The organism is Streptomyces sp. NPDC087428, assembly GCF_044744085.1.
GTDB lineage: Bacteria > Actinomycetota > Actinomycetes > Streptomycetales > Streptomycetaceae > Streptomyces.
On the sequence record NZ_JBIUXR010000034.1, the window covers coordinates 1 to 19,828 of the forward strand.

Consider the following 19,828-nt stretch of genomic DNA (forward strand, 5'->3'; position numbering starts at 1 on the left):
CCACGGCGAAGTCCCCATGCCCGAACAACGCTGAATCTCTGACGCGGACACGGTCAACAGGACCGATCCACCTCATTGTGTTAGCCGTTGTTAGGCGGCACGGGCGCGACACCCCTAAACGCCTGACGACCTGCGGTTATACCCTTTCTCGACCTTCCATTGATCACCGCTGTTTTTCATCACCTTGTGCAACGCGTATGCAAGATGATCTTGCCTCGCCATGCCCGCAACGACGGCCGCCACTGGCATGCCTCAAATTCGGGGTTCAGCCCTCGCCGCGCCCGCATCAAGCGCACCACACGGCTACGGCCAGTCCCCGCCCGGGCCTCCACGAGTACCGGCGCTCCTTCGATCATCCGGCTGACCCGCACGTCCGGGTCGGTGGTTTGCTGACCGAGGCGCTCGCCGATAGCGCCCTGCCCTGTAACCGTCGAGGTGTGCAGTGAGGTATGTGCTGCCGTCGCCGAGCCCCACTAGCAGGTAGTCAGGATTGGGACGAGGAACTGATAGCGGCACGGGGATCGGCGTGACAGGCTCCTTCATGGGGAACATTCACTCAGCCACCTCGGAACCCCGGGTGATATGCCCCGGCCGCCGGCGGGCTCGCGGTGAACACCATCGAGTGCTGATGCCATAGGCCCTGACCAGCCCGTTTCCATCTTTCAGCACTGTCAGGGCCTTCCTTGCTTATCTGGCGGAGAGTCCCCGGAACCTCCCTGAGAGAGACGCGAGAAGCCCTGAAAAGTCCCTGGGCCGTCCCTGCTCCGAGGGTGCCCTGCGGATTCACACACCCAACTGCTCGGACGGATGGGAACTCTTGCGTAGGACACTTGCCCGGCACCTGTCAGCAGCCGAGAAGAGGACACGCGCCTCGTCATCCAACTGCGTCCGTCTCCGCTGCGTACCGGACAGAACGACCGACCAGAGCCACCTTCCGCATCAGTGGCTGGCACCAGACGAACTCTGACCCACTGCTGCGCGTCGCGGGCCGATACGCCCCCTTCACGTGGCCGGACCGGGTGCCCCAGGCAGTTCATGCAGACGCCTCCCCGTCCGACTCAAGAAGTCGATCTCGCCTACCGGTGAGCCCTTTGAGAGTTGTCTCTCCAGAGTTAAGTAGGACGGCGGCAGCGATGAACGTTCATGCGGTTGGGGCTACAACGGGCTCGGCGGAAGATGCGCCAGGACTTCAGCCGCGTAACGCCTCGCCCGCCGGGTGCTCGTGCCCCGGGATCGGCGACAACCTGTACATTCACGCCGAAGCGGCGGTGCTCCAGCGAGAAGTCGGCCCATCTGTCGCCGACCCGGCCGCACGCGGGAAGCGTTCCGTCGAGCGGGACGTAGTCGGGGTCGATCTCCCGCAGGATTCTTACCGCCCGGGCACCCGGTGGGCGCCGGTGGCCGACGGCAGCGGTGACGACGACGATCCGTGAGAGCGGTTCGTGCCGCCGAAGGTAGACCAGCGGACGAGAGCACGCTGATGGGACGGGGGCTTGCAGCGACAGTCACCCCCACGGGTGACGATGAGCATGATTACCCACTCGACCGGGACGTGAGGCAAGTCGAGTGCGGCAGGATAGGAAACCACCGAGGCTCTTGCGCAGATGAGTTGAGACGTCGAACACCTCTGTCAACGACACAGGAGCTTCGTGCTTTGCGGAACGCCGACCGGTCACCCGATCGGTGGGCACTCTCAAAGAGATCGATGTACGGAGTGTCGTTGGCTTGCTCCAGACCGCGTCTAGTGCAAGGCGGGACCCAGGGGAGGGAGACCGAGCATGGCAAAAGCGACGCCTGACGGTTCGATCGAAATGCTCAAGCATCTACACGAATACCTCGATGAGCATTTTCAAACCCTTCATGCACATCGTCAGGCGCTGCAGCCAGCGGCCCCCGTATTTGCTCTGGAGCATGATCTCAGCCAGAACGACCTGGATCTACTTTCGACCACGGTGCGCGGGGCCGTCACAGAAGGATTCAATATTCGGCACCGCACCTGGTGGCTGCCCTTCGTGGTATATGCCGCCGAAATCGGCTACCTCTATACCGGAGACGAGTACTGGCCCCTCTTCTCTCAAGAGACATCAGGATGGGAGCGCGGCCCACAATGGAAGATTTACGATAATCGCAGGCATATTAAACAATGGTTCGAACGGTTCGCAGCTGAATATGGAGGAATCGAACCCAGGGGAGCCTTTGCCTCGAACTTCAGCATCATCGCATGGCCTATCACGCATGCCATCATGCCAGCCGATCTGCAGCGCCAAATGGCACAACTCCTTTACGAAGCGCGCGCCATACTTACGTCACCCATGCTGAATGATCCGCACAAACTGGGCTCCTGCCTAGCAGCACGCACGGGCGGGTACAGCGACCGCTTCCAAAAGTTCTGCTCGAATCAGATCCTGCTCGGCCATATCGCCGCAGCGCTACTGTCAGGCGACGACGAGGGATCCCCGTACCTGATGCAATCAACGCTCGCCCGCCTGGTTGATGCCCTATCGAAGGAACACGAGTCGAGGGACTGGCTGGATCAGGCAATAAATTCTGCGCACACAGTGCGCTCTGCCGGTTTCCTTCCGACGAATACCAGCTCAAGGAAAGAGCGCCAAGGGCAGTACACCTCTACTGCGGCGCATCCGCGACTTCTTTTACAGCAAGAGGGAGGCGGATGGCGTCCCTGCTTGGAGCTACCCGACCTCACGACTCTACAAGCGGAAAATGACCAGATAAGCGAGGAGCTGCGGAGACTACGCCCGAAGATTGAAGGACGCCGTCAGCCACTTCCTCGCGGAAATCTCTTGTACCCAGGCAGAGTGCCGCTGACCGCGTGGCCCCGGCCAGGCACCCCCCTTATCCAATTGGAGCAAGGATCCAGACATGTTAATGAGTTGATAGCCGAACGTTGCGCCATCACTAAGGGACCATGGTGGCTCTTCCGGAAACAGCCCGGCGGACTAGCTGTCGAAATAAAGGGCGGCCTCGTCCGGCCAGGTCATGAATACTGCTTGGTCGGCCGCACCGGCATATCTCCCCCGGCACTTCCGTGGATATCTCCATCCATTGTCCACGCCGATGAAGTGAACGCTTTCGATGTGAAGGTGCCCCAAACCCTGAATGATGTGGAGCTAACTCAGCTTGCGGCAACCGGGCTGTCGGTGGTGTCGAACGTTTCCATCCACCCTGTAGGCGTTCTTCCAGCTTCGTGGGATGGCGACGGATCCGCCGAGTGGATGGCTGGGGATCCAGCACTTCTAGCGGTGACGTCCACTCATGTGACAGAGAGATGTTCAGTGCGAGTAGACGGCGGTTCACCTCTTCCGCTCGAATGGCCAAAAGGCAGTAAGTCACTGATTTTCGCTCTAGAGGGACTCTCCGTAGGTACACACGAGGTGCACGTTGCACTACTGTCCGGAGATGCAGGCGGGTCATTCGCAAGCGGGTCACTTGCTGCCACCATTCGCGATCCTCATTCGATCTTGGAAAACCACACAAAGGGATCAGGCATCCGCCTGTATGCCACTCCAGCCCGTCCAAAGCTAACCGAGATATGGGATGGACGGGCAAGTCTATCGGCGGACGGCCCAGCCGGCACTAAGGCCGAGCTGACTGTCGTACTGCGTGACGACGCCGGTAAGGAACTAATGCACCTGCGCCATACTATTTCTTTCCCTTTCACGGACAGCGCATGGACGAAACTGGCGGCTCAGGAATTCCGCACAGGGAAAGGGAAGCTACACAGCGTCTACAGTGTCGCTGAGTCATGTGAAGTATCAGTCTCCCGTAGCGGGGTAGGCTTCGCGTCCCTTGTATGCGAACGCGGATTTTACCCGCTTCGTTGGGTACCAACAAAGCAGCGCAAGGACAGGCACACAGTACGCTTGATTGACCGTACAGGCCGTAATGAAACGCAAGTACTCCTATATTCCGTGGAGAATCCACTGGTCGGCGAGCAGAGAGATGCCTGGAAACCGGTTGATGTCCCCGTAGGTGGCGGCATGCTCCGAGCCGTTTCCGACAATGCGACCGCAGCCATCATCCTGCCACCTGACCCAAATTGGCTGCGCCAGAGAGCGGGTACTCAGCCAACCATCCGCTGCACAGGCACCCCGCTTCCCGAAGCGCTCAAACTGATACGTAATTACCACCATTGGCAGGACGCCGACCTGTCGGCCGATCCCTTCTCCCACCATCAGCGACAACTGGTGCTCGACGCGATCACAACGGCCCTCGCGTCACTCCTGGCTGGGAGTAGATGGGCCAACTTGGAACGCCGACGGGGTCGCCTCAGTGCGCACAGGAGACCGGACACGCTGGATGAGATGCAGCAGCTTGTAGGAGATTCGCAGGCACAGCGTGATGTGGCTCGTTGCATCGCCACACATCTCTGGCAGTGGTCGAAGTCCCTGTCTGCATTGCGGGAAGGTTTGGGCGAGGCAATCGCCCCCATTGCCGCTAGCACTGGTATTGGGAACCCGCGTGACGCAGCGGACTTTCTGCTGCTTCTTGCAAGTCGACCCGGCTCCCTGGACGGCATGGACAGCACCGAGCTCAACAGGATGCTGAAATGCGTGCTGGTGTCCCCCGTACTTATCCGAGCGGCTCGATTCGCAGTCTTGGGTATTGAGGACCTTCATGAGGGCTCAGAACGTTCGACGATGATCGGAGGTTTCCAGTGAAGGTAACAGTGCTCGGAAAACAGGAGGCCGCAGAACTCACAGTTCGTTCACTCTGGCTGGATGAGACAATAATTGACGCGTTTTCTGCAGAGGCGCTCTCCGCTCTGCTTCGCCGTGCGGCGTCTTTTCTTTGCCCGGCACCTCCGCGCCGACTCGTAGACGCAGTTCTTGAGGCTCTCAGCCCACTGGACGAAGAATACCTGGTTACACGACAACAGGTAGCGACGTACCTGGACCTCTTGGTGTCGATCGGTGACCTGATCGAGCTTCCTGCTCAATCGGATCGCACAAGCCGACAGATATACCTGGCCCCACCCTCATTCGTGGAGAAGACCCCCGGACAATATCTATTGCTCGGTGTGCGGCCCAACGGAAAACCGCTTGTAAACGAGTCCCTGAGCGCAGAAGTGCAGAACGAAGGTCACACCCGGTGCCTCAGGCTCGACGCTCAGCTCGCCCCGGCTCGCTTGCGTGCCGCTGGCCTGCACGTTCTGCCTCGCGATCACTGGCTCAAGCGGCCTAGGGTCGAGCAGGCAACTGCGGTTGTCGACGTGATGCGTCAGCGCCTGGACCGAGTCGGCGAGTCCGGCCAGATAGGCGGTCTCGCGATCCTCGACCCAACGGCATCAGTCCTCTACTACCGAGGCCGCTGGCGGCCGCTCGGACCCCATGACTCGGGAGACTTCGTTGCCCGCCGGCCACAAGCTTACGGTGCCGACTTGTGGTGCTTCGTGCGTGCGGAGCATGGGTTCCCTCGCGCACTGGTGGACCTTCCGGCTGATGACCTCACCGCGGCAGGCTGCGACGAGGCCTGGCGCACCCAGGCGGCCATCGACGCCCTGGCAGGCACACCGCAAGCCATGCGAGTAAGCCCCGCGTCCGGCGTCCCGGGCGAGAAACGTCTGGATCTCTTCAGCCCCGTCCCCAGGTGGGCACAGCGCTACCTCGAGCTCGTAGGGACTCCCATCGCACGGGCAAAGGGTGCGCTCATCTCTTACCGCGTACCGAAGTTGGCGGTCGACAACCTGTCGGTGTTTTTCGCTGACATGCTATGGATGCATGTCAGCGAAGAGGGAGGGGTGGCGTGACAGTGGAAGCGCCAACGATCGCGGAGACGATCAGCAAGATCCAGACGGCCCTGCGGGACTACATCGAAGCGACGTATCATATCGGGCATCGCACTGTGCTCGACCAGCGTCGTGCACTGCTCGAGCAAGAGGGAGTGCTGTTCCAAGCTCCCTTCATCGAAAGCACTCCTCGGTACCAGACCGACCGCCACTTCGATGATCTGGACCTCGACGACACCGTGCGGGAGCTCCTCGGCGCTCTGTCGACGGATGCGGCCGGTTCGAAACGCCTTCTGTACGACCCGCCCTACACCCACCAGGCTGAGGCACTCGAGTGGACTGCACGTGATGGCCAGAGCCTAGCCATCACGACCGGCACAGGCTCAGGGAAGACCGAGTCGTTCCTTCTGCCGATGCTGGCCAAACTCGCAGCAGAGGCCGCCCACAAGCCGGAGTCCTTCAAGGTCCCGGCTGTCAGGTCTCTGATCCTCTACCCGATGAATGCGCTAGTGAACGACCAGTTGGGCCGTCTTCGGCTCCTGCTGAGCGATCCTCGTGTCACTGCCAGGTTCCACGAGTGGGCCGGCCGCCCGGCGCGCTTCGCCCGCTATACCAGCCGGACGCTGTATCCCGGCGTACGCAACGTCAAGAAGGACAAGGAGCGTCTTCACGCTATCGAGGACTTCTACGTCAACCTGATCGATCTGGCGAACGACGCCTCCTCGTCGCAGCGCGACGAAGCAGATGCTCTCATCAAGGCACTGGAGTCACGTGGGAAGTGGCCGGCTAAGCCGGATTTGAAGGCGTGGTACGGCAGGAGCGGAGCCCGGTGGCAGAACAAGGCCGGTGATTTCATCCGCGCCATCACCCGCCCCGAAGATTCGGAGCTACTGACCCGCCACGAGGTGCTGGCGGAGCCCCCAGACGTTCTAATCACTAACTACTCGATGCTCGAGTACATGATGATGCGTCCGCTCGAGCGGCCGGTCTTTGATGCAACGCGGGACTGGTTGGCGAACAATCCCGACGAGAAGTTTCTTCTGATCATCGATGAAGCTCACATGTACCGGGGAGCCGCCGGCGCCGAGGTGGCACTCCTCCTTCGTCGTCTACGCGCGAGGCTTGGTATCCCGGCGAGCCAGTTGCAGGTGATCTGCACAAGCGCCAGCTTCACGACTCCCCAGTATGCGCGCCAGTTCGCCGCGCAGTTGAGTGGCAAGTCCGAGGTCGGCTTCAAGAGCGTGGAAGGCAAGCTGTCCCTTCGCCCGGGCGCCAGCACAGGCAGCCTGCAGGACGCACAGGCTCTGGCCGCCGTACCGATGCACGAGTTCTATGAAGGTGCTGGGGACGAGGCCCGTATCGCTGCGGTTCAATCCCTGCTGGACTACTGCGGAGTGAGCCCAAGACCGGCTGTCCCGGTCGGCGAACTGCTACACGAAGCGCTCGACGCCTTCGGTCCGATGGGCCTTCTCGTCAACGAGACTATGAGGCAAGCTCAGCCCGTCAGTGACTTGGGCACCTTCATCTTCCCGGGTGTGGACCAGAAGCTGGCGGATAAAGCCGTTTCTGCTCTGGTCGCGCTCGGTAGTGCAGCCCGGCGGTCAGCGGATGGTGCGGGGCTGCTGCCGTGCCGTGTGCATGCGTTCTTCCGTGGGCTGCCCGGGCTGTGGGCATGTCTCGACCCCGAATGCCCGGAGGTCGACCGGGAGGCTTACCCGGAGCCGGGGCCGGTGGGCCAGCTTTATGCCCAGCCCCGAGCGACCTGTAACTGCGGCGCCAGGGTCTTTGAGCTGTACACATGCCGGCATTGCGGCTCCTCCTATGCACGGGCGTATACCGACGACCTCTCCAACCCGTCTCACCTGTGGAATGAGCCGGGAGGAGCCTTCCAGTCCGCGTCCGGCTCCATTCCCGAACTTCAGCCCCTGGATCTCCTCCTAGAGGAGCCCTACGAGAAGAACGTCGAGATCGCCGACCTTGACCTGGTCACCGGCAGGCTCAACCCGGAGAAGGTGATCGATCGCCGGGTCCGAAGCGTTTTCCTTCCTCGTCTCCGAAGCGGGGAAGTAATCAAGGGCGAAGAGGACGGCGACGAGACTGAAGCGGACGGCGAGTTCAAGCCCTGCGGCGTCTGCGGTCATCGCGCCGGCGGCCGCTCGTCAGTGCAAGATCACCAGACGAAGGGTGACCAACCATTCCTAGCCTTGGTGACCCGTCAGCTTGAGGTGCAGCCACCGGGCGCGCAACCAAACACCGACTTCGCACCATTGCGTGGGCGTAAGGTGCTCGCCTTTTCCGACTCCCGGCAGGTTGCCGCCAAGCTCGCTCCAAACCTGCAGAGCTATTCCATGCGCGACGCCATGCGACCCCTGATTCTGCGCGGGTGGCAAGAGCTGGAGAATACAACGCTCGAGCCCATGCTGTCCCTGAACCAGCTGTATTTGGCAGCCATGGTTGGATCCCGCCAGCTTTCGGTCCGGCTTCGCCCGGAACTTCGCCCCTCTGAGTCACTTCACGTACTGGACCGAGTTGAGACAGCTATCGAGAAGGGCGCGCTTGCAGGACATTTCGGCGAGCTGATGCAGTTGTTCCGCATCACCGACTCGCCACCGCATGCGCTGATGCGGACGATGTACGCGACACTCACGCACAAATACTTTGGGCTTGCATCACTCGGCCTCGCATCCCTACGCGAGCCGCGAGCCAAGACTGCCGATCTGCTCGGGCTGCTCTCCGACATCGAGGGTGTGGCCACTAGTGACGAGGCCAAGCTGGCCCTCATGCGGATGTGGCTCATGCAGTGGACTACGCCCGGCATCTGGTTCCCGTCGATGACTGATGGAGACTGGTGGATGACGGACGGCGGTGTTCGTCCGCACACGGGGAAGTTCAACACGATTGATCGTTGGCTCGAAACCAAGACAGCGAAGAAACAGTTCAGCGAGACATGGCTGCCCAAATTGCTTCAAGAGTTCTGCGATGCGGTGGCTGGGAGGTTCCGCCTGTCGGCCTCAAAGGTGTACCTGGATCTCGAAACGACTTGGGGTTATTGTGAGCGCTGTCGTTTTACTCAGCGACCGTTCCCCGGTTCCTCTCGGTGCGTTAACTGCCGAGACGAAAAAGTTCGTGTCCTAGACCCTGATACGGACCCGGTCTTCCAGGCCCGCAAGGGGTACTACCGCGCTAGCGCCGCACGGGCTCTACGGGACTCTTCCGAGCCTCCGATGAGCATCATCGCTGCCGAGCATACGGCGCAGCTCAATGCCGCGGCTCAGTCAGACGCCGTCTTCTCCAAGGCAGAAGAGCATGAGCTGCTTTTCCAAGACGTCGACCTCGGTTTGCCCGGATCCGGAGACCGGAAAAAACCCGCCGCCATCGATGTCCTGTCGTGCACGACCACTATGGAAGTAGGCATCGACATCGGGAACCTGTCCGGTGTCGCCCTGCGTAACATGCCGCCCTCGCGGGCTAACTATCAGCAACGCGCAGGACGAGCTGGTCGGCGGGGCAACGCAGTCGCCACCGTGCTGGCCTTTGGCAGCGCCGACACCCACGATGATCACTATTTCCGCCACCCGGAACTGATGATCCGCGGTGAAGTTGACGACCCGGTACTGACGATGGACAACGACGAGATCACACGCCGTCACGTGACCGCGTATCTACTGCAGCGTTACCACCAGGATCGCCTTCCTGAAATCGCCGCAGACGCGCAGCCGCAGCTTTTCGAGGTACTGGGAACGATTGCGGAGTTCACCGGATCATCCTCTCCACTGAACAGGGTCGACCTGGAAGAATGGCTGGGCGTCAATGAGACGACTCTTCGCCAAGACATTGCGGCATGGCTTCCCGATGAGCTCGGCCAAGACGGCCTCCGATCCGTCCTCGAGGACTTCGCCACAAGGACACTCGACGAGATCGACAAGGCTCTTGACCTCGATGCCAGCGGACGCCCCGTGACTGCTGGCACGAGTGACACATCATCGGAGTCTGACAAGGAGGATCCGAGCGAGGGTGCGGAGGCACCAGATGCCCGGCGGACCCAAAAGAACCTACTCGATCGACTCCTGTACAAGGGAGTACTACCGCGTTACGCGTTCCCGACGGATGTCGTTTCATTCCACGTTTTCGATCTCGATCGATCTACTCGCTTCAGGCCTGAGTTCCACTACGCGCCCAGTCAGGGTCTTGCGGTAGCACTCAGCCAGTACGCCCCGGGCAAGGTGGTGTGGATCGACAACAAGGAGTGGACCTCCGAGGCGATCTATGCGCCAGTCCAGGAGACGCGCCACCAAGCTTGGAAGGAAAGGCTGCTCTACTTCGAGTGCCAAGTGTGCCATTACGCGAACTACTACTCATACGGCGAGGCCGCGCCCGGGGATGAACGTGACTGCCCGGCTTGTCGAGCCGACGGAAAGTTCGGCAAGGCCAAAAACTGGATGCGCCCGCCAGGATTCGCGCACCCGGCCAGGAAGGACCCCGGCACCAGTGCAGACAAGGCGCCGGCCCGCAGTTACGCCACACGAGCCAAGCTCATGGCGTCCGGACCGACCGAGGAGAGCGCCTGGCAGCGCGTCACAGACACGGACCGGCTAGAGCAGACCTATCACCGCGAGACGCTGCTAGTTACGAACACCGGTCCCCGCAACGAGGGGTACACCTACTGCACCCTGTGCGGTCTCATCGAGCCGACAGCGTCCGCCACAGGCGTGGTCAATGGGACACACAAGAAGCCCTACCCCGACGATAAGGAGCCGAACTGTCCCGGGTCGCGTTCGACCCGCGGTCTGGTGCTGGGTACGGACTTCATCTCCGACGTGCTCCTGGTGCGTCTGAAGGTGGATGCGCCCATCACTCTCGATCCGGCCTACCTATCGACGCACATCGCGCTGCGCACAATTGCTGAGGCCCTGACGATTGCTGCGACGCGGAAGCTCGGCATCGAGAGCTCGGAGTTGCAAGCGGAATACCGTCCTGCACTGACGCCCCTTGGCGGTGAAGGTCGAGAAGCCGACATCTACATGTACGACACCCTCGCTGGCGGTGCCGGCTTCACTCGCCGTGTCAACGACCACGGTGTGGAAATCTTCAAGCGGACACTGGAACTTCTCGAAGACTGCCCGGCCAACTGCGATGAGTCCTGCTATCGCTGTCTGCGCAGCTTCCGCAACCGGTTCGAACACAACCTCCTTGATCGCCACGTGGGGGCCAGTCTCCTGCGCTATCTGATGAACGACACGCCGCCGGCTCTTGCCGAGGCACGGCTTGCCCGCTCGGCTGACATCCTCTTCGAGGATCTGGACAGCCGAGAGCTCGGTATCTCGTTCGAGAGAGGTGCCAAAATCGACGTTAACGGCGTAGGGCCGGTCACCGCTCCGATTCTGGCAAGGCAGGGTGGCCGCGAATGGATCATCGGTGTGCACAGCCCGCTCACACCGGGCGTAGCACCGAACGAGCAACTGCGGCGTGTCCACGACAGTGCCAAGCGAAGCGGCGTTTCGGTTCACCTGGTCGACGACCTGGTGATTTCCCAGAACCTGCCGTTCGCGACGCAGACTGTTCTGCAGGCTCTGGCATGAGCTAGAACAGGATTTGATGCACCGTAAGCGGTCAGGTACACGGGGTTATTCTGCAAGCACTGGTCGATTAGATCGGCTGGCACAGAATTCCTGGTCTGGCCAAGTTAGTTCCCATTGCCTTCTCCTGCTCGCAGGTTAAGAGAAGGCACCCCATGGGGCGACGGCCCGCGTATCGCTACGTGGGCCGTCGCCCACTGCTGGAACCATGGCGGCACCTAGCGACGCCCCGCAAAACGAAAGGTGTAATTAGCACGGGCTAGAACCCAAATAGTCCCGCACGTCACTCTCTTGCTCGAGACTAGTTCCGGCAAGCGATTAAGTCATACCCAGTGGGGAACTGTGGCCGAAGACAGCACTGAGGAAAAGATGGGCGAGCATGACTTGGCAGAGGGCCAGGTTCCCATCACCGCACTACAGGAACACTTCAGCGTGTCGTACACGCGAATGATCGCTTACGCGGTGGGATGCTCCATAAAAACTCACGAGACCGACTACGAGGGCGTTGATATCACGGTCGTTTCTTCGACAGAGTATCACGGCTACTATGGACCGCAATTCGAGCTTCAGCTGAAGTGCACCTACCAAGAGAGCCTACTCAAAGATGACAGCATGACGTGGAAGATGAAGGCAAAGCCGTTCCGGAAGCTAACTCGCACGAAGCGATTCATTCCCGCCTACCTTGGCGTGCTTCTCATCCCGCGCGAGCCAGAGCCATGGCTGCACACGAATGAATACGGCCTGTACACACGAAGCCGTATGTTTTGGCAGTCCGCGGATAACCTGAGACACGACGGACCGATCGGTGAGTACCACACGGTTCATCTACCTCGTCAGAACCTCTTCACGGGGGAGCAACTTCTAGGCATCATGAAGTCGATCGGCGAAGCAGAGAGGGGCCTGAGGTGAACCGATCCGCGTTTAACAGCTACCGTGAGATTGCATCCACGCTGACCCCTTCCGCGGTCTCCCAGTTTCTGGCTTATCACGACTGGGAACTGGAACAGCAGCAGCCAGAAGTTCGCGAGGTATGGCGCTACCGGTCAACCTCGTTGGCCGCCGCGCCGCGTGTCATGGTTCCACTAGCCACAGATTTCGCCGACTTCACACCGCGCTTCGTGGACGCGTTGGAGTCGCTTGGCCATATTCACGACTGGGACGCCGAACAACTACTAGACCGCATCATTGCCACACGTGCGGACCTATTCTTCGTGCGTCTCGATCAGAAAATGATCGATGGTACAATCCCTTTTCAGCAGGCTGAAAAGACGATGCAAGCGATTCTCAAGTTGATGAAGTCAGCTGCAACTACAGCCGCGGACCCACACCATCCGCATAAGGGCAGGAGGCCGGCTCCGGTTAACGAGTACATGGAAGAGGATGTAAGGCTGGGACACACAAGGCGCGGCAGCTTTGTGTTTACTGTGGTGTCCCGTCTAGGCGAAACTGATCCGCAGTCAATCGATGGCCAAGAGCAACCCGCTATGGTTTTCCAGCGGCACGTCATGGAAACTCTGGCCAGAGGACTCGAGAGCACGAAACGGCTGACACAATCCTGGGACCAGGAGGCACTTTCATCTCCGAGCAGCCTGGGCCTTAGTGCGGGGCTAGTGGAGTCGCTCGAAGAGATGTCTCAGCCACAGCACCTCCGCACGCTCGACTTCTCCTTCGAATGGGCAGCGGCTGAACGAAGGCCAGACGTCGGCCTAGCGACAATTACCCTGGACCGAGACACGATTGGTGAACTTCCGCGTGTCCGGGAACAACTCGTACGTAGGGAAGAGCCCGTACGGCGCGAAAGGCTCGCCGGTCTCGTTAAATCGCTCATACGGGATGACTCGATGCCCGGTAGTGAAGAGGCAGGGACAGCTATTATCGCGGCGGAGGTGAACCGAAAGACCTTGCGAGTTCATGTTCCGCTAACGGGGGAGGACCACAACTGGGCAATCATGGCCTATGAGCGTCAACTTCCCTTCACCGTGACAGGAGACCTGACCTACGAACGCCGTGCTTGGCGCCTGACCGGCCGCATCGAGGTCGATCCGAGCTTCCTGCGCCACCTTTCGGGCACGGACAATCCCGACTCGGGGAGGTCCTGAGGGAGGTCATGTACGAACTCGTTGCGGCGCATGCCGGTCATTTCGACTTCCGTCCTGAGTGGCTGCCGATCGAGCACAAGCGAGAGTTGGCCGACAAGTTCTAGCCCTGCGTGCATAGGGGCAGCATTTACAGGCGGGGCCGCGCCGTTTGAGGTGAAAACCTCACAAGGGGCTCGTCACAGCGCTTCCAGCGTGGGCACTGATCGGGTGACGTCCGTGTGATGGTACCGCAACGCTCGAGGCTTCCATCCCATCAAGGGGTGTGCCCCACGCCTCAGCTTAGGAGCAGGAGCCTTCTGTTGGACCTGGCCCCTGCCGTTCTCGACCTCCCGCACACGCTGGCCAAGTCGGTCACGACACTCATCGTTACCCGCGAAGCTGACCGGCGGTCCAAACTCCCGCCGCACCAGCATGTGCTCGTCACACCCTTACAACCGCCTCACCGCGGCACTCGCGCCGTCATCGCGGTCGGCCACGGGAGCCCCCTGTTTGGAGCCCACCGGGTCGAACATGAGGCAAGCGACCACCGTGCCGTTGACCTCATCACAGCCGTGCTGCGCTGACGTACCCGACGCTCTACGGCGCGCAGGACATGACCGCGCCCTCGCCCAAGAGGAGCGGCCCCCGCTACGTGAAGATGGGCAACATCTCTTGGTCGTTCGGAAGCGTCTCGTTTCCGGCGGGCAACGGTACCCGGGCACCATGCCGGACTGGCCGGACCAGGCTATGGGTGCGCATGGATTCAAGGACGTCCTGGCGTGCCGCCCTCCGCCGGCACCAGCGTTCGAACCACCAGTCGGCAACCCTGGCGTCTGCCTCAGGCAGTTCGGGATTAAGTAGGTACTCGGGTTTCTCGTCGATGCCGAGTGAGTAGTCCCGCAGGTTTTCGACCAACGGAACGCCGTAGAGAATGCGTTCACGTCCGTGCCTGAGGAGGTCGTTGGCGGGCCACCCAAGTGCGGCGATTCCTAGCCTCACCTTACGCAGACGAGGGCTGACGCCTTCACCGAACAGATTGTTGACTCGTACGAGTGATCCGCGCAGGGCTGAGAGCCGGACAAGTGCTTCGACGGTCTCACTGGAGAAATGAGAGGTTCCAAAGGAGCGTGACCGCCCGAGTTCATTGAATCCCATCCGGTTTTCCCTCTTTCCTCCCATAACCTCGGCGGGCCAAAACAACCGGTTGTACTGGCTCGAACCAGTACCGTAGAGCGAGGTGGTTCCGATGAAGGAGAGACGCGGCTCGCGCAGGATCGGACGGCCAGCCATCGCAGAGGCGATTTCACTGGGGCGTGCGTACTTGCTGCGGTAAGCAGCCAGCACTGTCGGTGAGACGGCTAGGGCCCCTACTAGCTTGCCCGCCACCAGCGCGTTATAGGGTGCTACGGCTCCACAGACGGTGAGGTCGGCGATCACGGTGCCGACCCGCTCTCCTCGTGTACGGCGGACCACGCGGCGCATCTGTGCCCGCGCCTTCGAGTCCGAGAAAGCTTTGGCAAGTCTTTCGGCTGTGGGGGGAGAGAGGTACGCCCCAAGGAGGGTGACGACCTCCAAGGTCTCGGCGAGCGCTGCTGCTCGCTTACTGCGAAATAGGTCCGTTGTGGCCCTATCCACCCACGCATCACGCTCTATGTTGCGGACCTCGCGAATAGTGCTGGCCTGGTGGTGCCGCTGACGATGCCGTTCTGCGTCAGCCCGCAGTTGGCCGATCACTTCCGAGGTGGGCGCCGCTAGGTCGGTCGGCTGAAGGACCCCGTCACGGAGGAGATCGTCAACGTAGATCTCTTCCTGCTGAGTCTTGATTCGTCGGGCAAGCCAGCGCGCGATATCGGCAGTCGGTGCCGCCCGCACCTGCTCGAGAAATTGGTCAGTTTCCCAGCCCATCCAGTGGTCGCGCTCGGCGATCTGGACAACCGGACTGGAGATGGCCGCCAGTCCAATGACAGCGTGGCACTCAGTGGCTGCGTCCCGGATCAGGATTGGCATTGAACGGCCAGGCACGGTTGCATAAGCGTTGGACCAAGTGTGGCGGAAGTACCGCCAGATGTCGTGCAGCTTGAAGCCTGTCAGCTCGCAGGTCGAGGAGTCGACGATCTGAACGTACGGGCTGATGACCTCCGTGGTCACGCCAGCACTCTGTAGTGCGCCCGCCAGCTCCCGGCCGTCGCGCATCAGGTCGAAGATGGAGATCAGCCGGTCGCCGTGCTGGTGCGTGCGCTCCATCCTCTCGACGAAGCGCCGAACGCTGCTCTGCCTAAGCTGCTCATCTCGACGCAGATGCTCCTGCCGTTGGACACGAGCTTTCTCTGTCTCCCGGTCGTCGCTCGCCAGCGGGGGTGTGAACACGGGCCCGGGCTTCTTAGCGGCCTGAATTGTCCAGCCTTGATCTACCAGATCGATGGCCGTGTAAGCAGCTGCCGCGAGCAGCGGCTGCTCATACAGGTTCTTGATCTTGGCTGCCTGGATCCAGTGATCGTGGCTGTTCACCCCCATGGATTCAAGCGGAGCGCTCGCCAGCAGGGTGCAGAGGCGAGCGAACGCCTGCGTCTCCTGGCGGGAGGCGTCGGCGGGGAGGCTGAGGGTGGCGGGCTTGGCCTCTTCTTTCATGACTTCTGGAGCATCCGTCCGTAGGTTTTGCTCCATAGTCTCAGGAGGTCGTCACAGTCGTGACCATCGCTGACCAGGAGGGTCGTGGTGCGGGCGAAGGACAGGAGGAACAGTTCGAGAGCCGTGCGCAGGTCTTTCCCTGCCTCGTCACTCAGCACCTGCAGGGGACGGTACAATGCCGCGAAAGCCGGATGATCAATATTGAGCGTGACATCGAGCGTGCGCCGCTTCAGGGCCGAGGTGAACATCGTCTCGATCGGCAGTTGCTCGGACCCGATCCTGTAGCTCAGGGCGCCCGACCCCTTGCCGGTCGATCGGATCACGGGCAGGTCCGCGTCCGCGGCCTCCGCTATGCGGCAGGACGTCTCTGTTGCCGCCTGGAACTTCACCTCCTCGAAGGCCTGACGTACGCGCGCGTTCAACAGCCGGGCGATCGATTCCAGCTCCGGCCCCAGGGCCTCCTGAAGTTCTTGAGACGGCCGGATCCCCTGCTTGTTTACCGTGATTCCAAAGTGCTCATCGAGGACAGGGTCGAAGTCGATCTCACATCGCCACCAGTCGTCGTAATTTTCCTTGCGCTTCGCCCCCATGAGATGCCAGCCACTCGCGATCTCTCGGCCGGCACGCAGGATGGAGACGCCTGCCCCGCCGACGATGCCCATGCGTCGTTTGGTCACGTTGTCTAGGTGATGCCAGTACTGAACCGGCAGCATCACAAACCGGACGGAGACGAAGGCCGTCTTGCCCGCTGAGGTGGCAAGTTCGTACCGGATCGGCTCGAAGGCCAGCCGCGCGCTGCGTCCCTCGACTTTGGTCGTGAGGAGCGTGGGATCGATTGGGTCGACACGCTTCCCATTGATGGTCAAGGTCAGTCCGCCGCTGCTTAGGAAGCGGCGGTACAGACGTCCGAGGTCACGACGCAAGGCCCGCTCAAGCCAGGCAAGGCGCCGATACTCGATGCGGTCGCAGTTCAGCCAGACCACCCGGCACCCCGAGCCCACAGTACTGCCAGATAGGCGACGGGCGCGAAGATCGACTGGGGCACCAGCAACGACCGCGTCAACATCCAAAAAGACCTGACATGCACTGCGGTTGTTCTGCCAGGCCGTTACCTCGATCCGTCGAGCTTGGCTCAGCGATGCGGCAGGCAGCCCCATGCCGAACCGACCGAACGACCGTCGCTCGTCGAAGCGTGACGAGCCACCGAAGCGGAGACACGCCTCGATCTCGGAACGCGACATCCCGCGGCCGTTGTCCTCGACACAGATCTCCGGATCACCGTCCGCCTTGGCTCGGACAACGGTGATCGCAACCTCGGTCGCTTCAGCTTGTAGGGAGTTGTCGACGAGTTCCGCCAGGGCGGTCGAGAGGCTGACGTAGCCTGACTCCCGAATCGCACGGATGAAGTTGGAGGAGACCAGGAGGTCGTCCTTCCGGTGCGTCTGCTGGCCCATCGCCACTCCCATGACTTGCTCAAATGCCTGCACCGAGAGTAGCTGCATCGAGGCGGCCTGGGAAGTAGATCATCTTGGTGCGGCAGAGGTCAGGCCGGCCTGGTCCCGATCGTGACCGTGATCCGCTTGGTTTTGGCCGGTTCGACCAGGTCCAGGCCCGACCCATCCGCCATCAGGAGACGGGCTGTAGGACGATTGGCCCCAGCAACGAACCGATAGGGCTCCGCGGACTCGAGCAGGACAACCCGACCCGTGCGCTGCAGATCGAACGAGATGACATGGCTCGTCGTGTCGACACGGAGGGTGCGATCGACGACGTCCGCCGCTGTTACCACCTCCCCCGCTAGCGCCTCTAGAGGCGGCAGCATCGTCTTCAGCGAGTTGATGCCAAGCACCTGGAGTACGGAGATCTTCTGCCCCATGAGGGGCTCCAGCAGATGCGTGATCTCTGCTGCTGACTGGATGATGGCCATGCAAGCATCATGACGGATGGAGGAGCCACGCAGGCGCCGGGCTGATCGATTGCCCCCTTGATAGCTCAGTAAGGGACGCCCTCCGTGGGAGAAACTCGCAGTTTCACGATGGTTCGCTGCCCCCTTGGTAACCGGCACACCTTGTCCTCAGCCTCGATCCACCGCGTGAATTCTGGTCCATTTTAGGGCGATTTGATGGTTTCGGCTAGAGATGGGTGCCGGATGGCCGGTCCGGTGGCGGGGTCTCGAGGTCCTTCAGACCGCAGGCAGGCAATCGGTCCGGCTGGTCAGTGCGCAGGCGGTGACGACCGCACGCCGACCTTCGGGCCGTCACGGCGGAGGCTGAGCGGCGCATCGGTTTCTGCAGCGTCATCCCCTTCCAGCGCAGCATGTGCACACCCCTTGAGCGTCGCCTTGCTGAGTGATCGGGCTGCCCGCAGATGGAATATGCAATGCGTTCGTTCGATTGGTCTTCTTGCAGAGATCACGGGAGGGGTGCTGGTGGCCGAGCTGATGATGTTCCGACGGGACGCGGACGGACGGGATGTCGAGCTGTCCAGTTCTACGGTGCCGCTGGAGGTGGAGTTGCAGCGCCGGGTCGAGGCCAGCCTGCAGCAGATGTTGGGCGTCAGCTTCCTAGCGTCGGAGTATCCGACCGGTCCGTGGCACCGAGGGCGGATCGACACCCTTGGGTTGGACGAGAACGGCAGCCCGGTGGTGATCGAGTTCAAGAAGGGCTCCGACAGCGGAGTGATATCTCCGGCAGTGTCCTACCTGTCCTGGCTCGAGTCAGCGCACCACGAGTTCGAGGTGCTCGTGCGGAAGGTGCTGGGCGCGGAGGCCGCCGAGTCCGTCGACTGGCGTCGTCCGCGGATGATCTGCGTCGCGGCGGGCTTCTCGCACCACGACCGGGTGGCGGTGCAGAGGTTGCCCGAGCGGATCGACCTGGTGCGCTACCGGATCTTCGACGGTGGCCTGCTGGGGCTACTGCTCGTGGGCTCCGCGACCGGCTTCCCGAGCGCTGCCTCGTCTCGCCGGGGCCGGGACCGGGCACCCGTGGCGGACAGCGTGCCGACGGCTTCGGCGGTCTCTCCGCCTGCGGGCGGAGGAGCGGTGCCGGAGTGCCTACGGGACCTGTAAGCGGAACTGGACGAGGCGCTCACGGCATGGGGCGAGGTGGAGGTGGCGTCCCTGCGGCACTACATCGCCTATCCGCGGTTGGTGAACGTGGCGTCGGTGATCTTCCGTCCGAAGCACGAGGCAATCCTGGTGTACCTCAGACTCGACCCGGACACGGTCGAGTTGGAGGAGGGCTTCACCCGGGACATGTGCGGTATCGGACACCCCGGGACCGGCGACCTGGAGATCCGCGTCGTCTCGTCAGCCGACTTAGAGAAGGGGGCGCCGCTGATACGGCGGGCGTTCGAGGCGGCCTGACGTAACAGGAGGGGCGGCTGGTGCATCGGTTAGTCGATGCTCCAGCCGCCCCTCTGGCGTCTGTGGGCCGCCGGCCCTGGCCTCTCTTCGCTCTCACGCTCATGCCTCCGGTCCGGCCAGCTCGAAGTCGACCTTCGTCAGTTCGACCCGCAGCCGCTCCTCGGCGACGTCGGCGTAGTGCGCGGACAGTTCGACGCCCACGAAGCGGCGTCCCTCTCGCAGGGCCGCGACCCCGGTGGAGCCGCTGCCGGTGAACGGGTCGAGGACGGTGCCGCCTTCGGGGCAGACCTGGACGAGCTGCTGCATGACCTCGACCGGCTTCTGGGTGATGTGTACCCGGTCCTTGCGGGGCTGGGAGGCGATGTAGTGGCCGGGCAGGTAGAGGTCGCGGGTGTTGTCGAGGGAGCCCTTGACGCCCCAGATGATGAACTCCGAG

Annotated in this window: 9 protein-coding genes and 2 pseudogenes; 6 read left to right on the plus strand and 5 right to left on the minus strand. The window is 61.8% G+C overall.

The window, feature by feature from the left end; translation table 11 throughout:
- Positions 1-1,112: 1,112 nt before the first annotated feature.
- Positions 1,113-1,588, minus strand: a pseudogene (locus ACIO3R_RS39350) (hypothetical protein).
- 190 nt (positions 1,589-1,778) lie between these two features.
- Here ACIO3R_RS39350 and ACIO3R_RS39355 point away from each other — a divergent pair.
- From ACIO3R_RS39355 to ACIO3R_RS39375, 5 genes are all read left to right on the plus strand, one after another.
- Positions 1,779-4,679, plus strand: a complete 2,901-nt coding sequence (locus ACIO3R_RS39355; RefSeq protein WP_402111924.1) for a hypothetical protein — start codon at positions 1,779-1,781, stop codon at positions 4,677-4,679.
- A gap of 323 nt (positions 4,680-5,002) precedes the next feature.
- A complete protein-coding gene (locus tag ACIO3R_RS39360) occupies positions 5,003-5,767 on the plus strand; it encodes a hypothetical protein (RefSeq protein WP_402111926.1) in 765 nt (254 codons plus the stop codon).
- A complete protein-coding gene (locus tag ACIO3R_RS39365; protein WP_402111928.1) occupies positions 5,764-11,325 on the plus strand; it encodes a DEAD/DEAH box helicase in 5,562 nt (1,853 codons plus the stop codon). Before ACIO3R_RS39360 ends, ACIO3R_RS39365 begins: the two co-directional genes overlap by 4 nt.
- A 339-nt stretch (positions 11,326-11,664) precedes the next feature.
- On the plus strand, positions 11,665-12,231 hold the full coding sequence (locus ACIO3R_RS39370) for a DUF4365 domain-containing protein (RefSeq protein WP_376213030.1): 567 nt from the start codon (positions 11,665-11,667) through the stop codon (positions 12,229-12,231).
- On the plus strand, positions 12,228-13,421 hold the full coding sequence (locus ACIO3R_RS39375) for a hypothetical protein (protein ID WP_402111930.1): 1,194 nt from the start codon (positions 12,228-12,230) through the stop codon (positions 13,419-13,421). The genes ACIO3R_RS39370 and ACIO3R_RS39375 overlap by 4 nt, the downstream gene beginning before the upstream one ends.
- Positions 13,422-14,048: 627 nt before the next feature.
- On the opposite strand, the gene ACIO3R_RS39380 is transcribed toward ACIO3R_RS39375, so the two are convergent.
- The 3 genes from ACIO3R_RS39380 to ACIO3R_RS39390 are packed head-to-tail and all read right to left on the minus strand — an operon-like array spanning position 14,049 to position 17,955.
- The gene (locus ACIO3R_RS39380; protein WP_402111932.1) at positions 14,049-16,064 is read right to left on the minus strand and encodes a Druantia anti-phage system protein DruA; all 2,016 of its coding nucleotides are present in this window, start codon (positions 16,062-16,064) and stop codon (positions 14,049-14,051) included.
- Positions 16,025-17,530, minus strand: a complete 1,506-nt coding sequence (locus tag ACIO3R_RS39385) for an ATP-binding protein (RefSeq protein ID WP_402111934.1) — start codon at positions 17,528-17,530, stop codon at positions 16,025-16,027. Before ACIO3R_RS39385 ends, ACIO3R_RS39380 begins: the two co-directional genes overlap by 40 nt.
- 41 nt (positions 17,531-17,571) lie before the next feature.
- Entirely contained in the window at positions 17,572-17,955 is a 384-nt protein-coding gene (locus ACIO3R_RS39390; RefSeq protein ID WP_376213039.1) for a hypothetical protein, read from the minus strand.
- A gap of 501 nt (positions 17,956-18,456) precedes the next feature.
- Here ACIO3R_RS39390 and ACIO3R_RS39395 point away from each other — a divergent pair.
- Positions 18,457-19,392 (plus strand): annotated as a pseudogene (locus ACIO3R_RS39395) (hypothetical protein).
- A 99-nt stretch (positions 19,393-19,491) separates the two neighbouring features.
- Here the strand turns inward: ACIO3R_RS39395 and ACIO3R_RS39400 are convergent.
- On the minus strand, positions 19,492-19,828 hold a 337-nt coding region (locus tag ACIO3R_RS39400), incomplete at its 5' end, for a DNA methyltransferase (RefSeq protein WP_402111935.1).

Excerpts from the sequence above, each read along its gene's own strand:
- ACIO3R_RS39355 (WP_402111924.1), top strand. The coding sequence starts at position 1,779 with ATGGCAAAAGCGACGCCTGACGGTTCGATCGAAATGCTCAAGCATCTA.
- ACIO3R_RS39380 (WP_402111932.1), bottom strand. The coding sequence starts at position 16,064 with ATGGAGCAAAACCTACGGACGGATGCTCCAGAAGTCATGAAAGAAGAG.
- ACIO3R_RS39385 (WP_402111934.1), bottom strand. The coding sequence starts at position 17,530 with ATGCAGCTACTCTCGGTGCAGGCATTTGAGCAAGTCATGGGAGTGGCG.
- ACIO3R_RS39390 (WP_376213039.1), bottom strand. The coding sequence starts at position 17,955 with ATGGCCATCATCCAGTCAGCAGCAGAGATCACGCATCTGCTGGAGCCC.